The sequence below is a fragment of the Lysinibacillus sp. LK3 genome, assembly GCF_001043675.1.
Classification (GTDB): Bacteria; Bacillota; Bacilli; order Bacillales_A; family Planococcaceae; genus Lysinibacillus; species Lysinibacillus capsici.
In genome coordinates this window covers 1-22,331 of sequence record NZ_LDUJ01000016.1, presented here as the reverse complement: position 1 = coordinate 22,331, position 22,331 = coordinate 1, and the positions used below count along the sequence as shown (strand labels likewise).

General features: G+C 35.9%; 25 protein-coding genes. 20 read left to right on the top strand and 5 right to left on the bottom strand.

Features of this window, described 5'->3' with window-relative positions:
* Positions 1-3: 3 nt before the first annotated feature.
* The 6 genes from VK91_RS12050 to VK91_RS12025 all read left to right on the top strand — a co-directional run bounded on the left by VK91_RS12050 (position 4) and on the right by VK91_RS12025 (position 4,256).
* Entirely contained in the window at positions 4-366 is a 363-nt protein-coding gene (locus VK91_RS12050; RefSeq protein WP_048393033.1) for a hypothetical protein, read from the top strand.
* 163 nt (positions 367-529) lie between these two features.
* Positions 530-1,030, top strand: coding sequence for a sigma-70 family RNA polymerase sigma factor (locus tag VK91_RS12045; RefSeq protein ID WP_016993456.1), 501 nt, complete (start codon positions 530-532; stop codon positions 1,028-1,030).
* A complete protein-coding gene (locus VK91_RS12040) occupies positions 1,027-2,283 on the top strand; it encodes a DUF4179 domain-containing protein (protein ID WP_048393031.1) in 1,257 nt (418 codons plus the stop codon). The genes VK91_RS12045 and VK91_RS12040 overlap by 4 nt, the downstream gene beginning before the upstream one ends.
* Positions 2,284-2,561: 278 nt before the next feature.
* Positions 2,562-3,077 carry a hypothetical protein gene (locus VK91_RS12035; RefSeq protein ID WP_048393029.1) on the top strand — a complete coding sequence of 172 codons (516 nt, stop codon included), beginning with the start codon at positions 2,562-2,564 and terminating at the stop codon, positions 3,075-3,077.
* Between the two features lie 58 nt (positions 3,078-3,135).
* Positions 3,136-3,432, top strand: a complete 297-nt coding sequence (locus VK91_RS12030; RefSeq protein WP_048393027.1) for a hypothetical protein — start codon at positions 3,136-3,138, stop codon at positions 3,430-3,432.
* Between the two features lie 71 nt (positions 3,433-3,503).
* The gene (locus tag VK91_RS12025; RefSeq protein WP_048393024.1) at positions 3,504-4,256 is read left to right on the top strand and encodes an SDR family NAD(P)-dependent oxidoreductase; all 753 of its coding nucleotides are present in this window, start codon (positions 3,504-3,506) and stop codon (positions 4,254-4,256) included.
* A gap of 126 nt (positions 4,257-4,382) precedes the next feature.
* Here the strand turns inward: VK91_RS12025 and VK91_RS12020 are convergent, their stop codons facing one another.
* Entirely contained in the window at positions 4,383-5,150 is a 768-nt protein-coding gene (locus VK91_RS12020) for a sulfite exporter TauE/SafE family protein (protein WP_048393022.1), read from the bottom strand.
* Between the two features lie 104 nt (positions 5,151-5,254).
* Here VK91_RS12020 and VK91_RS12015 point away from each other — a divergent pair, with 104 nt between their 5' ends.
* The 6 genes from VK91_RS12015 to VK91_RS11990 all read left to right on the top strand — a co-directional run bounded on the left by VK91_RS12015 (position 5,255) and on the right by VK91_RS11990 (position 10,707).
* Positions 5,255-6,136, top strand: coding sequence for a LysR family transcriptional regulator (locus VK91_RS12015; RefSeq protein WP_048393020.1), 882 nt, complete (start codon positions 5,255-5,257; stop codon positions 6,134-6,136).
* Between the two features lie 553 nt (positions 6,137-6,689).
* Positions 6,690-7,124 carry a hypothetical protein gene (locus VK91_RS12010; RefSeq protein ID WP_048393017.1) on the top strand — a complete coding sequence of 145 codons (435 nt, stop codon included), beginning with the start codon at positions 6,690-6,692 and terminating at the stop codon, positions 7,122-7,124.
* A 17-nt stretch (positions 7,125-7,141) separates the two neighbouring features.
* Positions 7,142-8,020, top strand: a complete 879-nt coding sequence (locus tag VK91_RS12005) for a lipopolysaccharide assembly protein LapB (protein WP_048393015.1) — start codon at positions 7,142-7,144, stop codon at positions 8,018-8,020.
* Positions 8,021-8,057: 37 nt separating this feature from the next.
* Positions 8,058-8,510, top strand: coding sequence for a hypothetical protein (locus VK91_RS12000; protein WP_048393013.1), 453 nt, complete (start codon positions 8,058-8,060; stop codon positions 8,508-8,510).
* Between the two features lie 18 nt (positions 8,511-8,528).
* Positions 8,529-9,440: a tetratricopeptide repeat protein gene (locus VK91_RS11995; RefSeq protein ID WP_048393011.1), complete on the top strand. Its 912-nt coding sequence runs from the start codon at positions 8,529-8,531 to the stop codon at positions 9,438-9,440.
* Positions 9,433-10,707, top strand: a complete 1,275-nt coding sequence (locus VK91_RS11990) for an ATP-binding protein (protein WP_048393009.1) — start codon at positions 9,433-9,435, stop codon at positions 10,705-10,707. Before VK91_RS11995 ends, VK91_RS11990 begins: the two co-directional genes overlap by 8 nt.
* 300 nt (positions 10,708-11,007) lie before the next feature.
* On the opposite strand, the gene VK91_RS11985 is transcribed toward VK91_RS11990, so the two are convergent.
* Positions 11,008-11,919 carry a DNA-3-methyladenine glycosylase gene (locus VK91_RS11985; RefSeq protein ID WP_048393008.1) on the bottom strand — a complete coding sequence of 304 codons (912 nt, stop codon included), beginning with the start codon at positions 11,917-11,919 and terminating at the stop codon, positions 11,008-11,010.
* A 162-nt stretch (positions 11,920-12,081) separates the two neighbouring features.
* Between VK91_RS11985 and VK91_RS11980 the strand changes: the two genes are divergently transcribed.
* The 4 genes from VK91_RS11980 to VK91_RS11965 all read left to right on the top strand — a co-directional run bounded on the left by VK91_RS11980 (position 12,082) and on the right by VK91_RS11965 (position 14,873).
* On the top strand, positions 12,082-12,795 hold the full coding sequence (locus VK91_RS11980) for a 2OG-Fe(II) oxygenase (RefSeq protein ID WP_048393006.1): 714 nt from the start codon (positions 12,082-12,084) through the stop codon (positions 12,793-12,795).
* An 85-nt stretch (positions 12,796-12,880) separates the two neighbouring features.
* The gene (locus tag VK91_RS11975; RefSeq protein ID WP_048393004.1) at positions 12,881-13,507 is read left to right on the top strand and encodes a bifunctional transcriptional activator/DNA repair enzyme AdaA; all 627 of its coding nucleotides are present in this window, start codon (positions 12,881-12,883) and stop codon (positions 13,505-13,507) included.
* Positions 13,491-14,024: a methylated-DNA--[protein]-cysteine S-methyltransferase gene (gene adaB, locus VK91_RS11970; protein WP_048393002.1), complete on the top strand. Its 534-nt coding sequence runs from the start codon at positions 13,491-13,493 to the stop codon at positions 14,022-14,024. Before VK91_RS11975 ends, adaB begins: the two co-directional genes overlap by 17 nt.
* Before the next feature lie 30 nt (positions 14,025-14,054).
* A complete protein-coding gene (locus VK91_RS11965) occupies positions 14,055-14,873 on the top strand; it encodes a radical SAM protein (RefSeq protein ID WP_048393000.1) in 819 nt (272 codons plus the stop codon).
* An 87-nt stretch (positions 14,874-14,960) separates the two neighbouring features.
* Here VK91_RS11965 and VK91_RS22895 read toward each other — a convergent pair whose 3' ends face one another.
* A complete protein-coding gene (locus VK91_RS22895; RefSeq protein WP_016992948.1) occupies positions 14,961-15,110 on the bottom strand; it encodes a hypothetical protein in 150 nt (49 codons plus the stop codon).
* A gap of 454 nt (positions 15,111-15,564) precedes the next feature.
* Between VK91_RS22895 and VK91_RS11960 the strand changes: the two genes are divergently transcribed.
* Both VK91_RS11960 and VK91_RS11955 read left to right on the top strand, forming a co-directional pair.
* Positions 15,565-16,014: a GNAT family N-acetyltransferase gene (locus VK91_RS11960; RefSeq protein WP_048392998.1), complete on the top strand. Its 450-nt coding sequence runs from the start codon at positions 15,565-15,567 to the stop codon at positions 16,012-16,014.
* Positions 16,015-16,237: 223 nt separating this feature from the next.
* The gene (locus VK91_RS11955; protein ID WP_048392995.1) at positions 16,238-18,394 is read left to right on the top strand and encodes an ATP-dependent helicase; all 2,157 of its coding nucleotides are present in this window, start codon (positions 16,238-16,240) and stop codon (positions 18,392-18,394) included.
* A gap of 64 nt (positions 18,395-18,458) precedes the next feature.
* Here the strand turns inward: VK91_RS11955 and VK91_RS11950 are convergent, their stop codons facing one another.
* Positions 18,459-19,328 carry a LysR family transcriptional regulator gene (locus VK91_RS11950; RefSeq protein WP_048392993.1) on the bottom strand — a complete coding sequence of 290 codons (870 nt, stop codon included), beginning with the start codon at positions 19,326-19,328 and terminating at the stop codon, positions 18,459-18,461.
* 182 nt (positions 19,329-19,510) lie between these two features.
* Here VK91_RS11950 and VK91_RS11945 point away from each other — a divergent pair, with 182 nt between their 5' ends.
* Positions 19,511-20,404: a DMT family transporter gene (locus VK91_RS11945; RefSeq protein WP_048392991.1), complete on the top strand. Its 894-nt coding sequence runs from the start codon at positions 19,511-19,513 to the stop codon at positions 20,402-20,404.
* Positions 20,405-20,578: 174 nt separating this feature from the next.
* On the opposite strand, the gene VK91_RS11940 is transcribed toward VK91_RS11945, so the two are convergent.
* The gene (locus VK91_RS11940) at positions 20,579-21,199 is read right to left on the bottom strand and encodes a class I SAM-dependent methyltransferase (RefSeq protein ID WP_048392989.1); all 621 of its coding nucleotides are present in this window, start codon (positions 21,197-21,199) and stop codon (positions 20,579-20,581) included.
* A 501-nt stretch (positions 21,200-21,700) separates the two neighbouring features.
* Here VK91_RS11940 and VK91_RS11935 point away from each other — a divergent pair.
* On the top strand, positions 21,701-22,021 hold the full coding sequence (locus VK91_RS11935) for a helix-turn-helix transcriptional regulator (protein ID WP_048392987.1): 321 nt from the start codon (positions 21,701-21,703) through the stop codon (positions 22,019-22,021).
* Positions 22,022-22,331 lie beyond the last annotated feature (310 nt).

Below are 22,331 nucleotides of genomic sequence, written 5' to 3'. Positions count from 1 at the left end.
ACTATGCCATACATTCATGAGTTTGGAATCATTGCTTGTATAGAAAAAGACAAGGAATATGCTGCTTATGAACCTGAAAAATACAATTGCATCGGTGTAGATGGTGACCTCTTTGATGAACTGCTTTCTAAGGATTTTGGCAAAAAAATACATCACCTCGAAACTTTTGCACACAACACAAATAGGCCATTTAAAAGTCTCGTCTATTGGGGGATAACCTTGATACCACCGAGCTCTCATAAACAATTTTTAAATATGGTGAGTGAAGCCAATGTCGAGTACCAATCTGCAGAACTTGAAGAATTAATCAAAAAAATAGCTGAAGCAATAAAACAAGATAAATGGATGATTCATTATGGTGTTTAATGTTTACCAATACATACAGGTAAGGGGAAGAGGCGATTGTTCAATTAGAGCAATCGCTTCTTATTATTAATGGGGAGATGAATGACAGTTCCCTGAAAAGTTTCAAAAATTTTGAACGAAATGCAACAATGTTGAGTCTAATGAGAGAAGGAGGCGAAAAAGGATGAAATTTGAATTAGAGCAGCGTGCTATACGTGGAGATCAAGAAGCGATACTTTCACTGATTGAAATGGATGAGGATATTTTATATCGCATGGCCTTTACATATATGAAAAATGAGCAAGATGCTATGGACGTGATGCAGGAGCTTGTTTACAAGGCACTCAAAAAAATGCATACCGTTCAACAGCACGAATATGCCAGAACATGGCTTGTGCGCGTCTTAATCAATTGCTGTAAAGACCATTTACGAAAACGTCCGCCAACTGTTCAAATTGAGGAACACCATTTATCTGAATGGGTCATTTATTCAGATATGGAGAGATTATTGGAACATTTATCTTTGTCAGAGCAGCAAATCGTCTATATGAAGTATTTCCAGCAATTAAAAAATAAAGAAATTGCTGAGCTCAATCAAATCCCTGAGGGTACTGTGAAATCGAAGCTTCATCACATTTTAAAGAAGCTTAGAAGCTTTGCTAGAGAGAAGGAGGACTGGCTATGAGTAAACCATTAATTGACGTTCCAAAGGAGAAACTGCAACAAGTTCGCATGGACATGTTTCGAAAGGTTCAACGAGAAAAAAGAAGAAAGAAGCGCATTGTTTCGGTTGCATGCATCTCCATGCTTTGCCTAAGCCTTCTCTTTTCAATTCGCGTCTCGCCAACGATTGCTAGCCAAGTTGCCAAAATACCCGGCTTTCAAGCAATTGTCACAGCGATTGCAATAGATAAAGGAATAAAAGATATTGTAGATCATGAATACTATGAAGAAATCAATGTGACGCAATCTAGAAAAGGTCTAGCACTTACATTGCAGGGCGTGATTGCCGACAATTTAGGATTTGTCCTGTTCTATGACGCTGATGCCTCATTTGATATTTCAAAATTAAACTTAGAGAAAGTTCAATTGTTTCAAGGAGCTGAGGAGATTGAATGCGGCTGTACGTTTACCATGAATGCTAGCAATCAAACATACATCTCTTCATCCGTGAAATATAGTTTTTTAAAGCCTATCGCCTATACTTCCAAGGATTTTAAAGCAGTTTTTCACTTTCAGGATGAAGAGAAAGGTAACATTGTAATATCTTTACCGTTTTCACTGAAAAACGAGATCGCAAAGGAGAAAATTTTTACTGCAAATCGTACGATCGATGTCAATGGGCAGAAATTTACGATTACACAAATTCGCCGTTCGCCATTAAAGGTGGCACTCGATATTGAGGTAGCCAAAGATAATACAATGCAACTATTAGCGCTAGATGATGTTGCCATCATGACAGAAAGCGGTGAACGTAGAGAAAGTATTAGAAATGACATTTCAACAGACGGGAATATTCGCGATGGCAAATTTACGCTCTATTTGCAAAGTAATTATTTCGATGATCCAGCGTCATTGACGGTTATGATTGGCGCCGTTCAAGCTGTGCCAAAGGGTGAGGATTTTATCGAAGTTGATTTTGGCACAAAAGAGATAATCACGAAGCCTACTTATTTTAAGGGGGACATTTCAATAGTGCAGCAAAGTGTAGCAGTTAAGATGAAAAAAAATAATGAAGGCAAATTATTAATGCTCTCTGACGCCATAAAAGAAGATGGCACGCCATTAGAATTCAAAAGTTTGACTATTTCAAGGGACGAGCAGTATGTAGTGGAGACATCACAATTTGAAGAATATAATGGAAAAGCTAAGCTATATTTAAACTATTACCCTAATCCGATTGGTGAAAATATTGAAGTAAACATTCCATTGCAATAAAATGCAGCAGCTGTTCAAAAAGACGAACCTTTTTGAATAGCTGTTTTGCTATTTTGACTGCAAGGGTTGGGGGCTTCTTTTCTGAACAACTTGATAGATGATAGATTAAAGAGGCACTTGATTTAGTTATAACAGAGGTAACGATATGTTTAGATTCGAAGCGGTTATCTTTTCTAGAATTAGTTACATAGCTAGCTCTTTTTTCTTTTTGAACTTACAATGGTTGTAGAGCCATGATGGTATAATTTAAGTAAACTTACTTTAAACGGAGGTGGAAAATGGACTCTTTAGAATTAAACAAATCAAAATATACGGTCTCTAATATCAAAGACATTTTGCAGAATAAGCTTATTCTTGCAAAACCGTTAACTAAAGATGACATCAATAAAATAAACCTAGTCAATCCCCCTGTATACGATAAAGAGAAGTATCTTATTCAGGAACAGTGGTTATACAGCATGAATATCGGGGAATGGGAAGATGTGGAGATAATTATCCAAGGAAATAATGAAAATCCTGAGGTGGGGGTCATCGAATTAGCGGAAAGAATTTTCGATGAACTCCATTTACATATAAGCCGCACATTGGCATATTTACATAAGTTTTTTCCTAATCAAGAAATAAACAGTTATTATTTATCCACAATAAGCTTTGGAAATATGGCTAACTTTGATAGTTATATCTTTTCAGGCTTTAGTTTAGCTTTTATTTATGAGGGTCACTTTGAGTTTCAGTATAAAGTGAAATTTAAAGAAAATGGTTGGCCTATTGGTTTTGAGGGTGGACCACTTTAATTCAAGGGGGAAGAAATAGTTATCCCATGACAAAATCGTTTTGAAAAGAGGGAGTTGAATGGAAGGTTTTTTCTTCATACTGATAGGCTTTTTAATTGTTGTTGCAAATGTGATTGGGTTTGTATTCTACAAAAAAAAGAAAAATCTATATAATGCTGCTTTTATCATTTTACTACTGGCAGGTGTATTTGGTGGACTAGGAAGTGTATTAGCACTAATTATTATTCGTGATCCCTTTGCATTATTCTATGGATTGAACATTGCCTATTATTTACTCATTAATAGTTTGATTGTATTTATTCTGGCGATTTTAGTTACGATCATTAAAAAATATACTAGTAGTAGAACCATATAATTAACTATCGTGGTGCGTGAGCATTAGTTGTTTATGAACGAATTACTATTAAAAACGTTAGGGGGGACGCTATGCATAACTTGTCAGGAAAGGTTATTCTTATCACAGGTGCAAGCTCTGGGATTGGATTTGCCACGGCTGAGCTAGTGGCAAAATACGGGGCTAAAGTAATTATCAATTATCATACAAATGTGGAAGGTGCCAACGAAGCTGTCCAACGAATTCAAGAACAAGGTGGAGACGCCATTGCTATTCAAGCTAATATTGTGAATAAAGAAGAAGTGAACGCAATGATTGAGCAGGCTATTTCTACATTCGGCACGATTGATGTTTTAGTGAATAACGCTGGAGGCGGCATCCGTCAAAGTACTTTTATGGAGATGAGTGAAGAGCTATGGGAAGAAACATTCAAGCTAAATGTCAATAGTGTGCTCTTATGCTCTCAAGCTGTATTGAGACATATGATTCCGAAGAAATGCGGAAAAATTATTAATGTCTCTTCTGCAGCTGCACGTATTGGCGGGGCGGGGGAAAGTATTCATTATGCATCTGCTAAGGGAGCTATCAATACAATGACGATTGGTATGTCCAGAGAATTAATTGAATATGGAATTATCGTGAACGGGGTAGCTCCTGGAATGGTCGAAACACCCTTTCACGAAAAATTTGCTCCTGGTGACAATCGGTTAGAACGGATGGCTTCCTCTGTACCAATTAAACGAGCTGCAGCGCCTAAAGAGATAGCAGAAGTAATTGCCTTCCTTTCTTCTGATGCCTCAAATTACATCCTCGGAGAAATTATACATGTGAGTGGCGGTAGATAAATAAAAAATAGGCAAATTATTATTGCTTTCGTCTATAATACTAACAGTCGTAAATTTCGGATTCTAAACAAGCTCCACCTTAGATGTCCTTAAATTTTGGGGCAAAAAAGGTAGGACTTGTTTCGCTTATTTTATTAAATCCGACACTACTTGAACAATTAAGAACAAAAAAACAATTGGTAAAATAATTTGAATCCATTTTGTTTGGATATACGGAATGATCTTTAAACCTAAGAAAGAGCCAGCGACAGAGCCAAGTGAAACAGGGATAGCAATTCCCCAATTAACAATGCCAGTAAAGTAATAAAAGAGAAAAGCACCTGTACAGCTTGATAACGAGAGCATTCTTGTTAACTCGACTGCTTTTAAATAATGGTATTGTTTTTTCAAGAAATAGGTTATATTCATTAGAGCTGAGCCTGGTCCAAAACCACCGTCATATATGGAAATTGCAAATGGAATAAGCTTGTTCAAGGGTTGTTCCTCTGTTTCTTTTACATCTTTGACAATCCATTTATTACTGCAAAGGACAATCAGAAATGCAAAAATTAAGCTTATACAAGCGACGACATTCATGATTTGTTCTGATAAGAGGATTGCGAATAATGCCCCAAATACACCACCTATACTAGCAACAAACATGAAAGAAAAATACTTTTTTACAGATAAATGTCCTTTTATGACAAATGAAACAACATTTGATAGGGCTGATAAGCCTGTCGCAAATTTATTAACGGCAACGGTTGTGTGAATTGGAATGCCGACGAGTAACAATGAAGGCATCAAAATAAAGCCTGCTGCACCAAAAAGAACGCCTATTATGGCTGCGAGTAAACCAATTGTAAATAAAATAACTCCTTTTACTGTTAACCATTCATGTAGTAAAATTTCCATTTAATCACCTCAATACTTAAATTACTGGTAAACTATACATAAAACAAATATATGATTATTGCTTATTCATAAATATTATTTATGGATAGAAAGGTTGGAATGGAATGAATTTACATGCATTGAGGATCTTTACGAATGTAGCCAAGCTTGGGGGAATTACTGCAGCGGCGAATAGTATGCTACTAAGTCAACCTGCTGTTACCATACAAATTCGAAAATTAGAGAATGAAATAGGGGCAAAATTGATTGAAGGTAAAGGGCGTGGAATTCAATTAACGCCAGAGGGGAAGTTTTTATACGAGCAAGGCATGCGTTTATTTTACTTAGAAGCACAAATCGATGAGAAGCTTGGGAAGTTTTTAGCAAAGGAAGACAAAATACATATTGCGTCCTCTTACATCCCTATTAATTATATACTTCCGCCTATCATAGCTAAATACAAGCTTGCGCATCCTCAAATTGAATTTTTTGTATCGTTAGGCAATGTTCAATCTGTGGAGGAGCAAGTTCTGAATTATGAAGTAGATTTTGGCTTTGTCGTTCAAAGTAAAATTGGTCATGAAGATTTACAATTTGAAAAGGTATTGGATATCCCGTTTTGGTTTATAGTCCATCCTTCACATCCTCTAGCAAATCAAACTGTCTCCATCTATGAATTATCGAACGAGGACTTTATTTATCGGGAACGTGGTAGCTCGACACTCGATTTATTGGAGTCCATTTTTTACACATTTAATGCGCCATTACCTAAATTAGGGCTTCAAATGCAGGGCTTACACGAATCCATAAAAGTAGTGGAAGCGGGGTACGGCATGACTTTAGCTCCGTCCTATAGTGTGGCTGAAAGTATAATAAACGGGAAACTTGCTCAAGTGTATGTTGAGCAGGCAGCTATTCAGCAAAGTTTATTTATATGTACACGCAAATCGGATATTGTTGAGCAACCATTTATTCAGTATTTGAACATCCATATACATACAAACTAAAGTAACCTAATTGATGAGCTTAATGGAGAAAAGGCATTAAACATGCTGATTTATTGTAAAAATACAAAGAACTGGGGCAGTGAAACGTTGCTTTAATAGATACAAAAAAAGGAACATCAAATTTGGATGTTCCCTTTTTGTATTCCGTAAATAAATCTATGAGGTAGTGATTAATAAAAAAAGTGAGAAATTTTGATCATTCGTTTAGAGAGGCAAGTTCAATAGCGAATTAATATAAGTGAATACATAGAATCAAAAGCTAAAAAAATTCCGAAACGAACTATATATAAAATAAGTAATTAAAATATTCGTATTCTAACCTACAAAACGCGCTTTCTCGATGACTAGAGACAGCCCATTTCGAATTAAAAACGAATATTTAATTATTATGAAGATGTTATAACATTCGGAGATAAAAAAAATTAAAACAGAAAGCATTTCAATAAATGAACTGTTCATACATATAAAGAAATAGTTTCCATTATTGATAAATAAATGTATAATACGAAATGTCAATGGGATAGGTAATAAATAGAAGGAGGCTTATGTATACTTGCATTCACTTTATACACCAAGCTTAACTGGTAAGAAAGTAAGAAGGACAAAAAGCTTTATCATACATAATTTAGTCATTGTTGCCTTTATTGGAGGTCTACTTGCCATTACGATCGTTGGGTTCATAAATGCCAACGCTCTCAAACTAGAGAAGCATTACATCAGACTACTGATAGTAATCAATGTAATTCTCCATTCGGCTATTATAATCTTTTATGTTTGCCTTCCTTTTTCTGCAGAAATGGATTTGCTAATCAATCGATTGCTTGCTGGAGTAAGTTATTTTATCTTTTTCATTATTTTGAAAAGGCCTTATAAAGAACATTTAGTATTTGTGGAGGAAACACAATCCTTGTACTGGATAGGGATTATCTATTGTTTATTTTCCATCTTTATGGATGGTTTTCTTAGAAATGGTGTCCTAGCTAAATAGGGAAGGAATTTATGTGCATGAACAGTGAAAAAGAAAATCCACCTATGGCTCTTATTGAACATTATTTTGCGATTGGAAAATACACAAATGTTATTCCCTTAGTGAAGCAGAGAATGGCTGAAGATATGGAAAATAAGGAGTTATGGTATAAGCTAGCTGTTAGTCATTATGCCATAGGTCAATATGAAGAAGCTTTAGATCCATTTCATAAAGCAGTTCAGTTTGGATATGATAAGGGCGAAATTTACTATTTTTTAGGCGGCATCTATATGGCAAAGGAACAGTGGCGAAAAGCAGAAGAAGCTTTTTTGGAGGCATTACATAATAATCCAAATGATGCGAATGTTTATTCAGCTTATGCTATTTTGATGAAAATGACAGGTCATAGAAAAAAAGGCAGTTTATTATTAGAAAAAGCTCTAGTGCTAGATCCTAACAGCACAGTCGTTTTACACCGCTATTCACTTATCGAAATCGCCGCAAAAAAGGAAAAGTACAATAATGCACTAGTATTTTATATGAATTCAGCGGATAGTGAGTTCGCAAAATTAATTCATCTAGGCTGGAGTGCTGCCTTTAATAATCGATATAAGGAAGCTAAAGAATATTATCGCCAAGCCTTTGTAATAAAACCTGAGGATAAAGGAATTTTATCAACTTTAGTGGCATTGGAAATTAAAACGCACCCACTCTTGCTTCCCAATCGTATAGTAGAGCGATTAGGCGGAATTGGCTTGGTTTTAATGATGTGGATTATACTAAGTATCCTTCTTGACACGTTTGTCAACGAGTACTTTCTCAATCACCTTCTTCGCTTTTCTATTTTTTTAACACTTTATTATTTTATATCTATTCCAATTGTAAAATGCTTAAGAAAATGGAAATGTCTTAAATAGGGGAGTGGAAATTTAAAAAGGAGGAAAATTAGGGATAATGGAAAATATTTATCAACCGAGTTTAATACACGAAAATGAGGATCGTACACGAAGTTATAGTGTGAGCCATTTATTTTTCTTCGCTTTTGTGGGAGGAATTATTGCCATTGTAGCATTAGGTATGCAAAATGCTAAGTGGCTAAAACTTGAAAAAAAATATATCCGTATATTAACAATTTTTAGTGGTTTATTAATTATAGGAAAACTGGTGATTGTGTATGTTATTGGTCAAGGAATCCTAGCGGTTGATGAAAACCACATAAAGATATTGGGAAGAATTATTGCAGTGGTAGGGTATTTTATTTTTTACGCTTTTTTAAATAAGCCCTATAAAGATCATCTAGCTGTTGGTGGACAAACTGAGTCCTTATTATGGAAGCCTGGCATTCTAGCATGTATTATTTCTTGGTTATTCGATTTTCTCGCCATGGGATTCATATTAGCACTTTAAAAGGAGCTTTATAACAGAATGATTAAATATAAAGATACTGAATTGATAGGAAATTACGAAGAAACGTCATTTGAATTAATAGAATATTATGTTAAAATAAGTAAATTTGAAAAAACCATTGAACTTGTCCACGAGAAGTTGGCTGATCATATTGAAAACAGTCGATTATGGTTTATATTAGGTTATAGTCATTTGGCTTTGAGAGAATATGAGCAATCTGAACAGGAATTGAATGAAGCCCTGCGTTTAGGTTATAGTGAAGAATTAGTTTACTATACACTTGGACATGTTTATTTGGAAACAGGGCGTTGGAAGAGGGCTGAGGAAGCTTTTCTCGAATCATTACGATCTAATCCAAACAATGAAGAAGTCCTAGCTGATTATGCACTTCTAATGAAAATAATGGGTCATCGAATAAAAGCAAGACTATTAATTAATAAAGCTCGAGAACTGGCTCCTGAAAATGGTTATGTAGTACGTAGACATTTTATTTTAGAGGGGGTCAATAGCCCTGAAAAACAGCGAGTCCTCGCATTAGAGCAATATATGAATTCAAATGATAGTGAATTATATAAATTATTAAATCTGGGAGCACATGCAATTTTTCATAATAAAGAAAAGGAAGCACAAGAATACTTTAGACAGGCTTTTTTGCTTAACCCTGAGGATAAAAAAATATTTTCTTTGTTAGAGGATTTCGAATTGGAAGGACATCCACTTTTAATACCTAATCGCCTCGTTGAACGTGTAGGAGGCCCTGCAGTTGTCTGGCTGATTGGAATTGTCATTTACATTTCATTACTAGTTTTGAAATTTAATAGTGCAGCAACTCTATTTATTCAATGCTTCTTTGTATTCGGACTATATACATGGGTTTCACTTCCTCTTGTACGGGGATTAAAAAAAATAAGGAGAAACAAAAATGGATAAAATAAAATGGTTACAACAAATGGTAGATCAAAATCCCAATGATTCACAAGGGTATTTGTGGCTCGGCAAAGAACTAGCTGATCATCATCGTTGGCTTGAAGCGGTTCAGACTTTTTCTACTGGTCTTTCACATTGTACTGATGAGGCATTGCAGAAAGACATCATTGATGCATTAACAAAGGCTAGTTTACAAATTCAACAGGGTGCTAGCCTTCCTAATGATAATGAGGACCAAGTGGCATCAGCTATTGTAGATGATTATGTTGCCACAATAGCTGAAGAGGAGCAAGATCATTTAGAGGGCTGTTCTGACATTCAATTAGACAATAGGAAAGTAAAAAATCTTGAGCCGAAGTTTAAGGTGATTGAGGGCGACGCCTCAAAAAAAGCCATGAAAAAAGTCAACGAAACGGTGACCTTCGCGGATGTTGCTGGTCTTGATGATTTAAAGAAAACGATCAACTTACGTATTATTAGTCCATTTTATAACAAGGGATTGTTTGCAAAGTTCCGTAAAAAAATTGGTGGTGGCGTTCTTCTTTATGGACCACCTGGCTGTGGGAAAACTTATATCGCTAAAGCGACAGCGGGAGAATGTAAGGCAAATTTTTATCCCGTGCATATTACAGATATCTTAGACCCTTATATAGGAGTAAGTGAACAGAATTTAAAAGCCATATTCGATAAGGCTCGTTTCCAAAAGCCTAGCATTATGTTTTTTGATGAAGTAGATACTATTGGCATGAGTCGTTCACAAACGACCTCACATGTTCGTGGCATAATCGATACATTTCTAACCGAGATGGAAGGTGTGGATACAAACAATGATGAGGTTCTGGTGATGGCCGCCACTAATACTCCTTGGGATGTTGATAGCGCTCTAAAAAGACCTGGTAGATTTGATCGGCTCATCTTTGTAGCGCCACCTGATGAAAAAGCAAGGGCAGAAATTTTTAATTTGAAGTTAAAGGGAAGATTTGTTGAAAAGATTGATACAACTGTACTAGCAGCCAAGACACAATTTTTCTCGGGTGCAGACATTGCAAACGTAGTGGAATTAGCAACTGAAAATGTGCTGGAAGAAATATTACTTTCAGGGAATGAAAGACCCATCAATACTAATGATTTAGTAATGGCACTACAAGAACTTCAGCCTTCTACGTTAGATTGGTTGCGTACAGCAAAAAATTATGTCAAATACGCAAATCAATCAGGGTTGTATAATGATGTAGAAAAATATCTTCGAGCTCATGCACGGTACATATAAGTAAAATAGCATGTTTTAATAGTATGCCTTTGCAAAACTTTAACTGTAAAATTACACTAAAATAAAGTCGATCAGTAAGACATGCAATTCACTAAAAAATTTAAAATAAACTTTTATGGGGGAGCTATGACCAAATTACAAGTTAAATAGCTGAGGGGAAAGTGGATATAGCTACAAGAATTCTGTGTCCATTGCGATTGTTCATCATCATTGTGCTTTTGTAGAAGCATAAAACATACCTACGTAAGAGCATGTTTTGGTTCATTTTTTCAAAACATGCTCACATCAAGGTGATGATATTTAGTAAAGAACACGCCATAAATAGAAGGTAGCGTAGGATTCCCAGTTTTTCCATGGTATCGAGAGCGCTAAAATTTCCTCTTTCGTAGGCTTTTGGTTCATATTACGTAATGTTTTTATTGAATTAATCAGACCTACATCATCGATTGGAAAAGCCGTCTGAAACCTTAGGCAGCGCATTAGCACGTAATTGGCTGTCCAAGGTCCGATTCCTCGTATTTTGATTAAGCTTTTTTCTGCCTCTTTAAAATTCATTTTCATTAATTGTTCCTTCGATAATTCTCCGCATGCCATTAATCTTGCAATGCCAATGATATATTCACTTTTTTTAACCGTCATTTTAATAGCTGCTAGGTCAGTAGGTTCTAACTGTGCAATTCGTTCGTATGGAGGGAATACCCAATACTTTTTACCATTCCATTCGATAGAACCGCCAAAGCTTTCTACAAATTGTCTCTTTAAAGAGTAGGCAAAGGCAAGGTTGATTTGTTGCCCTAAAACGCCCCAGCATAACGCTTCAAATAAATCGGGAATGCCGATAACTCGTAATCCATAGAATTTTTGGGCAGGTATTTGAAGTAATGGATCTGTATTTGCCATTTCATAAAATGGCGTTAAATCGTTATCAAGATCAAACCATTCAATTATATATGTTGCAATTTTTTCCCGCTCCCTCTTTTCAATAGGCCTAGAGCCATTTAGGAATTGAACAACCATTTGTTGATTATCGATTACGCTTATCTGTACTAAAGACTGCATTTCTCCAATGGCTATCACTTTTGTGATGATATTGTTCTCTATTTCATACAGGCATTCATTTTCTTCTCTTGTTAAATAGCCTAGATTTGCATTCATATCAAAATTTGCTGGTAAGGTAATGATCATCACATCGTCAACGTCATGCCATATCACTTTTTCATTCTCCTTTTCAACATACGCAGTTTGTTAGTTTACTTTATCATAAAAGTAGCTTTACTCATTTTGTTATCTTGCTATTCCATTCTAAACGCCTTATTTTTTTCTATTGATGAGGTTATAGTGTTAGTTATTAAGAAGGCTAAGGAGGGAATAAAAATGGTCCAAGATATTCAAACACGTGTTGGCAGCTTGGAGTGGGCTTCCATTCAACATGAACTAGATAAGCAAGGATTTGCAAAGCTTCCAGTAATTTTAACAAAAGAGGAATGTGAATTCTTAATAGGGTTGTCTAGTACGGAAGAGCCATATAGAACGACCATTAATATGACGAGGTATCGCTTTGGGGAGGGGGAATACAAATATTTTTCCTATCCATTGCCTGAAATCATCCAAAGTTTAAGAGAGTCCTTTTATCAAGAATTGGCCAAAACAGCTAATCGATGGTTAGGTTATTTAAAGAAAACAGCGCAGTTTCCAGCTCAGCTTCAAGATTTTTTGAACACTTGTGAAGAATTTGAACAAACTAGACCGACACCGTTACTCTTAAAGTATGAAACAGGTGGCTTTAATTGTTTGCATCAAGATTTATATGGCGATGTGTTTTTCCCGTTTCAAGTAGTATTTGTATTAAATCAACGCGAACAAGACTTTTTTGGTGGAGAATCACTCCTAGTGGAACAAATTCCACGTGCTCAGAGTAGGGGACATGTCATTACGTTAGATCAAGGCAGTGCGCTCATCTTTCCTACAAACCATAGACCTGTTCTAGGGAAAAGGGGATATTATAAACATACGGTTCGTCATGGAGTAAGTACGATTACTGCTGGAGAACGATACGGTCTTGGCATCATTTTTCACGATTCTAAATAAAAAAACTTCAATATCTTGCTATTCCATATCTAGAATTGTACATTGTGAATTTTTAGGGAGTATATTGTAAGGAGAGGTGAGATAAATGCTGGATCCTATGAATGATGAAAATGATATTGATATTTTGAATAATGTAGAAATGATGACAGATGAAAAATGGCAAGCCATTATCACGAATGATACAGCGTACAACAATCAATTTTTCTATGCTGTCAAGTCAACAGGGATATTCTGTAAACCATCCTGCAAGTCTCGCGTTCCGAAAAAAGAGAATGTATGTATTTTTGCATCCGCAGAACAAGCACTCCGTGCAAATTTTCGCCCTTGTAAACGTTGCAAGCCTACTAATGAAAATTTGCCTGATAGCGAGTGGGTTGATATTATCACAGCATACATTGATCAAAATTTCACTGAAAAATTAACGCTCGAATCATTAGCAATGATTTGTCATGGGAGCCCCTATCATATGCATCGAACATTTAAAAAGATTAAAGGCTTGACGCCCATTGAGTATATACAACAAGTTCGCGTACATGCGGCTAAAAAGTATTTGATTGAGACGAATAAAGCAATAGGCGATATTGCCATATGTGTGGGTATGGCGAATGCGCCCTATTTTATTACTTTATTTAAAAAGAAAACAGGTCTGACCCCAGCGCAATTTCGTCAAATGAGAAAAATGGAGGAAATGAATGATGGAAATAAAAAATAAACCAACCCTTTTTTGGTCTTTACTCAAGTTTGAGGAGTGGCATTTTTATATTGCTGCTACCTCCAAGGGCCTTGTGTTTGTAGGTTCACAGAACAAACCAATTGAGGAAATGTTTGAATGGGCGAAGAAACGCTTTCCAGGAAGTCCTTTTGTTGAAGATGAGGAAAAGCTTGAACCCTATGTCAATGAAATCATTCAGTATCTAGCAGGAAAGAGGAAAACCTTTACTATTCCATTTGAGTACGTAGGTACGCCATTTCAGCTAGCAGTCTGGCAAGCACTTTGTGAAATTCCTTATGGGCAGACGAAATCCTATTCAGACATTGCCTATGCTATTAATAAACCAGCAGCTGTTCGTGCTGTTGGGGCGGCTATTGGGGCTAATCCAGTGTTACTTACTGTACCGTGTCATCGTGTAACAGGAAAGAATGGCTCTTTAACAGGCTATCGGGGCGGATTAGCAATGAAGAAATTGCTCTTGGAACTTGAAAAGCGAGGTTCATCTAGCAATGCGTAATACTTGCTTTACATGGAATGGAGGTTTCGTATGAAAGGCGAATTATTCTATAAGCATCCAAAAACCATTTTGAATAAAGGAACTGGCTTTCTTTCTGGCTATACGCATTCGCTCAATCCTTATACAGGCTGTTCATTTGGATGTTCTTATTGCTATGTACGTCAAATGCCTGTATCTCTTTTTCGAGAAGGGGAATGGGGTAGTTGGGTCGATGTTAAAAACGGTGCGGCGAAAGTATTAAAAAAGGAGCTTCATCGTGCCAAAGCCAAAGGGCCTGTAACCATTTTTATGTCCTCAAGTACAGACCCGTATCAGCCAATAGAGCATAAGGAAAAAGTGACGCGATCTTTACTAGAGGTTATGCTAGAGGATCCCCCTGATTTCTTATTTGTCCAGACGAGAAGTCCACTTGTCAGTCGAGATATTGATTTGCTGCGACAATTTAAAGAAAAAGTGCGGGTAAGTATGACAATTGAGACAGATTCGGAAACGATACGTAAACATTTTACGCCAATGGCACCTCCAATCCAAGCGCGTTTTAAGACATTGGAAAAATTAGCAGCTGCGGACATACCGACCCAAGTTGCTATCGCTCCCATTTTACCAAGTGGAGAATATTTTCCTTTGAAATTGAAGCAACTCGTCGATCGGATATGTATAGATGACTACTTCATGGGAGATGGCAGTGGTGGAAAACGCACAAGAAAACTTGAGATTGAGAAAAAATATGACCAACTTGGTTTAGAAGAATGGTATGGACCAGATGTAATAAAAAAAGTATACAACCGATTTATTGAAATCTTTCCAGAAAATCATGTTTATATAAGTCAGGCTGGGTTTGAGCCGTAAAATGCTGTAATAGATGGATTATAAAAATAGCCCCAATACCCATCTTTACTGAAGTGAGTATTAGGGTTTCTTCACATGATAGTATGATTAACGTTTGTTTTCATTTTGAATTTGACTGAAATCTACTTCTTCAGCAAACTCTTCTCTGTTTTTACGCTCATTGTTAGCATTTTGATTTTGATTCTGCTGTTTTTTGTTGTCTTGCGTTTTATTATTTTTATGTTTATTATTTCCCATTTTCATCTCACCTCCACCATTAGTGTGAGTGGAAGATGTTTTTTTATCCGTAGAACTTACATTTAATTCTTCAAGTAATGTGCTTTACTTTATTAAGGAGTATAGTATGAATGAAAATTATCCAAATTTAATTCTACGGTTCAAACTAGGGTAGGAAGTAATTGATAATGATAGCAGGTGGTTTATAAAAGGGCTATCACGCTGTTTGAATTACGACATTGACAAGACGAGAAAATAATTATTGCAGTCGATTAAAAATTGAAGCATACAGGAATGTCTTATATTTTTCCAGAAGATGTGAGGAAATACAAACTACATAGGTTTAGGCTTGAATGTAAAATATTTGATTTAAAGTATATTGCATTGTTAAAGGTCGTATGCAATCAGGATTTAGGAATCCAACCAAGTATTTCATAAGATCTATTTTTTACATTATGCTTAAGGAGGCATCGTAGTGAACCAACACAAAATAATTATTACGCAATATACCCCCCAATACGCTGAACAAACAGTTGCTATGTGGCGAGATAGTAAGGAACAGGCGATTGGTCAAAAAGAAATTCATACCTTTGAAAGTCATGTATATTTCTTAAATCATCTATTAGCTGAGCAGTTTCACATCGATTTAGCGTTAATGGATGAAAAAGTAGTTGGCATGATTGCCTATAACGAAGAAGAAATAAGCCAACTATATATTCATATTGACTATCAAGGGATGGGCATAGGTCATACATTACTAGATAAAGTAAAAGCACAATCAAATGGGCGATTAACTTTATACACATTTGAGGTTAATGAAAATGCCCAACGATTTTATGAAAAACATGGATTTAAAATCATAGGGAGAGGACATGAAAATGAAGAGAATTTAGCTGATATTCAATATGAATGGATAGCCAAATAAAAAATTTCACTAACGAGCTACTAAAAAGCGTTGTACATTTTGTATATACGCTTTTTTGTTTTTGATAAGATCTAAAAATGATGAAGAGGCAAACAATTTCCTTAACAGCTAAGATCACTCGAATGAGTAGTAGTCGAGCTTAGTTGCTTTAATGCTCTTAAGAAGTTAATCAGTATCATCTGGTATAATAGAAAATAGATTTTTTTAGAACGGAGTAAATGATATGAATGGAGCGCAAAAAGCATTTTTTGAAGAAAAGGAGCGTTCACTTGGCGTTTATCTAAATGATGTGCAAAAGCAGGCCGTATTGCAAACGAATGGACCGCTGCTACTATTGGCATCTCCTGGTTCAGGAAAAACGACGACGATTATTATGCGTATTGGCTATATGATCGAGGCGCTTGGTGTCAAGCCTGCTCGCATAAAGGCTGTTACGTTTAGTAAGGCATCAGCAAATGATATGAAGGCACGTTTTGCAAAGTTTTTTCCGCATTTGCCACCAGTTGATTTCTCGACGATTCATAGTTTAGCATTTCAAGTTGTGCGGCAGACACTTGAACGTCAGGGCATTTCGTACGGGATTATCGAAGAAGCGGACGGGCCTGCTGTAATGTCAAAAAAACGAGTGCTTCGTGAGATTTTTGAACAATTAAATGGCGCCAAAATTACGGAAGATCAGTTAGACGAGCTACTGACGTACATAACGTTCATCAAAAATAAAATGCTGCCCGAACAGGAATGGGCAATTGCAGAAGTAAAGGTGCCAAGAAAAGTCGAGATTTTACAGCATTATGAGGAATATAAGCGCACAGCTAGTGACCGATTGCTCATTGATTTTGACGATATGCTGTTAATGGCGAATGATATTTTTATGAAAAATCGAGAGGTGTTGGCGCAATATCAGCGTCGATACGATTTTTATTTAACGGATGAAAGTCAGGATACATCGCCTGTTCAACATGCGATTATCGAGAAGCTTGTCGCTGTCCATCAAAATTTATGCGTCGTTGCCGATGAGGATCAGGCCATTTATAGCTGGCGCGGTGCAGAGCCAGATTATTTGTTGAATTTCCAAAAGATTTATCCAGAGGCACGTGTTTTACTAATGACACAAAATTATCGTTCATCTGCCTCGATTGTAGAGCCAGCCAATCTTTTCATTCAGCGAAATAAAAAACGATATAACAAACAAATGTTTACGCAAAATCCTGCAGCAGAGCCAATCTCGTTTAAAATCCTAGAGAATTACAGCTTACAGGCCAAATATGTAGTGAATCAGTTAAAAAGCTTGTCTAAGCGTGGCTCAACGGCTGTTTTATATCGAAATAATACGTCAGCCATTCCTCTTATGGACGCATTAGACAGAGCAGGCTTGCCTTTCTATATGAAAGATTCCACCATTCGCTTTTTTACGCATTGGGTTGTGGAGGATATAATGAACTTCATGCGTCTAGCATACAATACAAAAAATATCTCGATATTTGAAAAAGTTTACAGAAAAATGAATGCTTATATTACACCAACGCAATTAAAGGCACTGCAGAAAGTACCGGAGGATGGCTGTGTATTTACACTATTGCTAGAGCATGTGGAATTAAAGGATTATCAGCCTGAATATATTAAGCGAATTCGCAAAACGTATGATAGCATTCAATTTGATCAAACAACACCAACAGCCATGCTAGAGCATATCCGTTATGACTTTGGTTATGAGCGTGCCTTAAAGAAAATGAGCGAGGACCTCGGTTTTAATTATGAAAATTTACTAGATATTGTGGATGTACTTGGACTAATTGCTCGCCATACGTCGACGATGACTGAATTTGCTGGTCGTTTGAAGTACCTTGAAAATTTAGCACGTACATCTCATCTGAAAAATGAAATGAATGCCATTACATTAACAACCTTACACAGTTCAAAAGGCTTGGAATTTGATCGTGTGTATTTGATTGACTTAATTGATGGGATTTTACCTACTGAGACGGAAGAAGCAATAGAGGAAGAAACAAGGCTCTTTTATGTCGGTATCACACGTGCAATTCGCCATTTGGAATTAATTTCGTACAGCAAGCGCTTTAAAGCAAGTGTGGTGCCATCAATATTTATGAAGGCGTTAAAGCAAATCGTTTCACCTCAGGAATTACCAAAGAAAGCGTCGAAAAGTCCGAGGAAAGCATTGAAGCAATACCGTAATGATCGGACAATTACAACGGAGTCAGCGTTAATCGTTGGCTCAAAGGTGAAGCATGTGATGTTTGGAGAGGGGGAAATTTTGGAGGTCACAAGTACCACGATCAAATTGTCATTTGATGCAGGGATAAAGCAGTTTATGACGGATACATGTTTACAGCAAGGCTATTTAGAAGCGGTGGAAGATTAATGCAGCGTATTCGAGATTTTTTCGAATACGCTTTTTATAGTATGCAAAATAATAGCTAAACTTCTTATTTTCTCTTTCTATAGGATAAATATTCTATAAATCTCTTTGCTGCAAGTGACAGCGATTGTTCCTCTCTCATCGCAATTCCAATAGTTCGAAAAGCAGGGATCTCAAGCTCTTTCGCGATAATTTGGTAAGGAATGCGTTCTAAAATCAGTTCAGGTAATATACTGATTCCCAACCCGTTTTCCACCATTGACATAATGGCATAGTCGTCCCATGTTGTAAAAGAAATATGCGGCGAGATATTGTGTTTTTCAAAAATTTCAGAGATTTCAGCTTTTGCGCCTTTTTCTAAAAGCATGAATGGACTGGTCAATAGTTCACTTATAGGAAATTTATCGCAATCAGCAAGAGGATGATCCTGATGAATGACTACCAACAAACGGTCTTGTTCTACAAAGATTGTTTCCATTTTAGCTTTTGTTGGTAGTCGCAAAAATCCAAAGTCGACCCTACCTTCGATAATCCAGCTTTCGATTTCGGTGTAATCTCCTAAGAGTAACTCGAAATCAATCCCTGGATAATCCTGCTTAAAGAATTTGATCATATAAGGTAGCCAATGTGTTGCTACACTAGAAAATGTACCAATTCGGATGATTCCTGATTGGATATCATGTAAGTCTTCGATCTGCATCATTAACATTTCATGCTCATTACATATACGCTGTAATTGGGGCAGTAACTTTAAGCCATCGGATGTTAAACTGATTCCGGCACGACCTCGTTCAAAAAGGGAAATTCCCCATTCTGATTCTAAATCGTTGATCATACGGCTGATACCAGACTGTGTATAGTTTAATGCATCGGCAGCACTTGTAAAGCTCCCATATTCTACTGCTTTGACAAAGGCCATATATTTTTGGATATTCATTGTGCTATCCCCCTTACATGCTACTTTGTTATGTATAGCATGACAAACATTCAATTTTGTAATACATATAAGTATGCTATGCTATTCCCATTACAAAAGCAAGTTGAAAGGGAGTGGAAGGAAAGGACGGAAAAAACACCTAATAGTTCCTATTAAATTGCGGTAGGTTAGGGGAGTAGACCATGAAATCTAAATTTCAATTTATCGTATCAATGATTATTTTTGGCACAATCGGTTTAGTTGTACGTTACATTGATTTAGCGGCGAGTGAAAGAGCTTTACTAAGTAGTTTACTAGGATGCTTATTTTTATTCTTCATCTTCTCCATAATGAAGAAAAAAATATCCTGGAATTTAGTGAAATCGAATGCTTTATTTTTGTTTCTCTCAGGCGTTGCATTGGGAGGAAACTGGATTTTTCTCTATCAATCCTACGACCACACATCACTTGCCAATGCCACACTAGGATATTACTTTGCACCAGTATTTGTAATGATTCTTTCACCTGTTGTACTTAGGGAACAATTATCCATAAAGAAAATAATATGCATTTTCATAGCAATTATCGGTATGATAATGATTGTAGGAGAAGGGGTGAGTGCAACGGAATCAGATGATTTCCTTGGACTTACCTTTGGATTGATGGCAGCTGCGTTTTATGCGGCATTGTTACTTTTAAACAAATTTATTAAAGAGATGGACAAGCTAGAGCTGACCATTATTCAACTTGGAACAACTGCATTATTACTGCTGCCGTATGTTTTTTTGACAGAAGGCTTTGGGATTTTTGGATTATCAAGCGCATCTATTCCTTTTATTTTAATTTTAGGTATCGTTAATACAGGGATTGGATTTTGGTTGTTTTTCTCGGGAATGGAAAAATTGAAAGGGCAGAGTATTGCGATGCTAAGTTATGTCGATCCTTTTGTAGCAATATTGATTTCTGCAATGATATTGCAAGAGCAAATGACCCTAGTGCAAATTATCGGAGGGGTATTTTTATTAGGTTCTACATTTGTTAGCGAAATTCGATCTTTTAACTTTTCAAAACAACTCATGAAAAAACAAATAGAGTAACAATTTATCACGGGAGACTTAAATCGATAATACATGGTATTTAACATTTATAGGATTGTTCAATTACTAAGACAACAATCAGCCAATTCAAGTTGGCTAATTGTTGTTTTTTAAACTCTTGATAAGATGCTTGAGCTTCTTGATGAGTTTCTCCAAAACGTTAACTGCCCTTAGCTAAGAGAGTTTAAGAACTTCAATATATCTATACATACCCTTTAACATAACAGATTCATCTCTTATAATTCTGAGCCTTTGATCATTTTGTTTAAACAACTCCTCAAAACTTCTACCAATATCTGTTCCTAACATACTTATAAATGGCCTTACCAATTTTTTTGTTAGCGTTAGTTTTTGATTTTTAGGAGCAAATTTATCAAAGATAAGAATTCTACCATCCTTCTTTAAAACTCTTATCATCTCTTCAAAGCATTTATTTTCATTAGGAACCACAGAAAGTATTAAACTAGCTACAATATAGTCAAATGATTCATCTGCAAAAGACATTTTTTGAGCATCCATTTCTAAAAAATTGATAGAAGAGTGCTCGAATTTATGTTGAGCTTTCGCTAGCATATCAGGAGAATAATCAATGGCAGTTATATCATAATCAACATAGTTGATTAATTCTAAATCAGCCCCAGTACCAATTCCTACATAGAGGATTTTTTGTTTACGCTGAAAAGGCACTTCTTGAAAAATCCTCTTTCTAGTCTTTAAAAAAGTACCTGTATTAAAAAATTTATCGTAAAAGGAAGAGCCAATTTTATAGATAATTTTGTTCCACGTATTATTCAATGCTACATCCAGCCTTTCTACAGAGCGTATGAACTTCTAAAATCCTGTGTCCCCTCCGAAAATAGGAGTGACCCACGCAATAATCTTTGTCATCATGTCAAAATATAATAAAATCCCATTAAAATCAATAATCATAAATGGCTTCTTTTTGGAAGAAACGTAATTTGAGACAGCTTAAGAAAGGAAATTGAAAAAACCAGTACATTAATAAGTATGTATAACAAGCCTTTATAAGGGTTTTTTTAGCCCTAAAGCCATTATTACAAGTGTCCAGCCAGTTGTGAAACCTGTCCCAAATTTAATCTAATATTCCTTTTCAGACAGTAAAAAATCTAACTTGAGGATGCCTACGTTTATTAGCTGAAGAGAGACCCATATTTTTAAAAATTTTTGACAGACATATTAGGTAGTGCTAGTATGTTTGACACACATATTAGTGATATCGAATATGATCATATCAAAACATATTAGCTAAGTCTAATGTGAATTGGAGGTGATTTTGTGACAGAAAAAAATATTGACTTAAAAATTAAACTAATTCATGGATTTTCAAACAAGGTAAGACTTCAAATTTTAGAGTGTATCAAAGAGAAAGAGAAGACAGTATCTCAAATCGTCGAGGAATTAAAGGGAAATCAGTCTAATATCTCTCAACACTTAGCCTGTTTAAAAGGGTGTGGCATTATTGTTGGTCGTAATGAAGGAAAATATTGCTACTATAGTTTGAGAAATGAGCGTATTCGCGAACTTCTTGAAATGTTTGATACGGTTTTAGAAGATGTTCATTCTGATGTCGCGTGCTGTGCAAACCATGTAGATTAAAGATATATATAAATAAAAGCAGATTCCATAATATATAGGGAAGGATGCAGGAGATTTAAAATTATGAGGAAATGGGTGTTCCGTAACTATATGAATGAGCTAGTACAGAAAAAATCAAAGATAGAGGAACATCTTTACTAATACGGTTAGTTGTCGTAAAGGTTTGATTAAAGTTAGTCCAAAGTAGAAAACTACCTGATCTGAATAGAAATTATAAAAGGGTTACTGAGATAATGTAACCCTTATTGAGGGAGGTCGTGACGGTCAACCAACGCCACCACCGTATAAGTGCGTGCGATACACTCAATAT

Bases quoted from the DNA above. Each gene is read 5' to 3' on its own strand.
- adaB (WP_048393002.1), top strand. From the start codon at position 13,491: ATGGAAATAAAAAATAAACCAACCCTTTTTTGGTCTTTACTCAAGTTT.
- VK91_RS12045 (WP_016993456.1), top strand. From the start codon at position 530: ATGAAATTTGAATTAGAGCAGCGTGCTATACGTGGAGATCAAGAAGCG.
- VK91_RS11965 (WP_048393000.1), top strand. From the start codon at position 14,055: ATGAAAGGCGAATTATTCTATAAGCATCCAAAAACCATTTTGAATAAA.
- VK91_RS12005 (WP_048393015.1), top strand. From the start codon at position 7,142: ATGAACAGTGAAAAAGAAAATCCACCTATGGCTCTTATTGAACATTAT.
- VK91_RS11995 (WP_048393011.1), top strand. From the start codon at position 8,529: ATGATTAAATATAAAGATACTGAATTGATAGGAAATTACGAAGAAACG.
- VK91_RS12035 (WP_048393029.1), top strand. From the start codon at position 2,562: ATGGACTCTTTAGAATTAAACAAATCAAAATATACGGTCTCTAATATC.
- VK91_RS12025 (WP_048393024.1), top strand. From the start codon at position 3,504: ATGCATAACTTGTCAGGAAAGGTTATTCTTATCACAGGTGCAAGCTCT.
- VK91_RS11955 (WP_048392995.1), top strand. From the start codon at position 16,238: ATGAATGGAGCGCAAAAAGCATTTTTTGAAGAAAAGGAGCGTTCACTT.
- VK91_RS11945 (WP_048392991.1), top strand. From the start codon at position 19,511: ATGAAATCTAAATTTCAATTTATCGTATCAATGATTATTTTTGGCACA.
- VK91_RS11990 (WP_048393009.1), top strand. From the start codon at position 9,433: ATGGATAAAATAAAATGGTTACAACAAATGGTAGATCAAAATCCCAAT.
- VK91_RS11950 (WP_048392993.1), bottom strand. From the start codon at position 19,328: ATGAATATCCAAAAATATATGGCCTTTGTCAAAGCAGTAGAATATGGG.
- VK91_RS12040 (WP_048393031.1), top strand. From the start codon at position 1,027: ATGAGTAAACCATTAATTGACGTTCCAAAGGAGAAACTGCAACAAGTT.
- VK91_RS11975 (WP_048393004.1), top strand. From the start codon at position 12,881: ATGCTGGATCCTATGAATGATGAAAATGATATTGATATTTTGAATAAT.
- VK91_RS22895 (WP_016992948.1), bottom strand. From the start codon at position 15,110: ATGGGAAATAATAAACATAAAAATAATAAAACGCAAGACAACAAAAAA.
- VK91_RS12000 (WP_048393013.1), top strand. From the start codon at position 8,058: ATGGAAAATATTTATCAACCGAGTTTAATACACGAAAATGAGGATCGT.
- VK91_RS12050 (WP_048393033.1), top strand. From the start codon at position 4: ATGCCATACATTCATGAGTTTGGAATCATTGCTTGTATAGAAAAAGAC.
- VK91_RS12015 (WP_048393020.1), top strand. From the start codon at position 5,255: ATGAATTTACATGCATTGAGGATCTTTACGAATGTAGCCAAGCTTGGG.
- VK91_RS12030 (WP_048393027.1), top strand. From the start codon at position 3,136: ATGGAAGGTTTTTTCTTCATACTGATAGGCTTTTTAATTGTTGTTGCA.
- VK91_RS12020 (WP_048393022.1), bottom strand. From the start codon at position 5,150: ATGGAAATTTTACTACATGAATGGTTAACAGTAAAAGGAGTTATTTTA.
- VK91_RS11980 (WP_048393006.1), top strand. From the start codon at position 12,082: ATGGTCCAAGATATTCAAACACGTGTTGGCAGCTTGGAGTGGGCTTCC.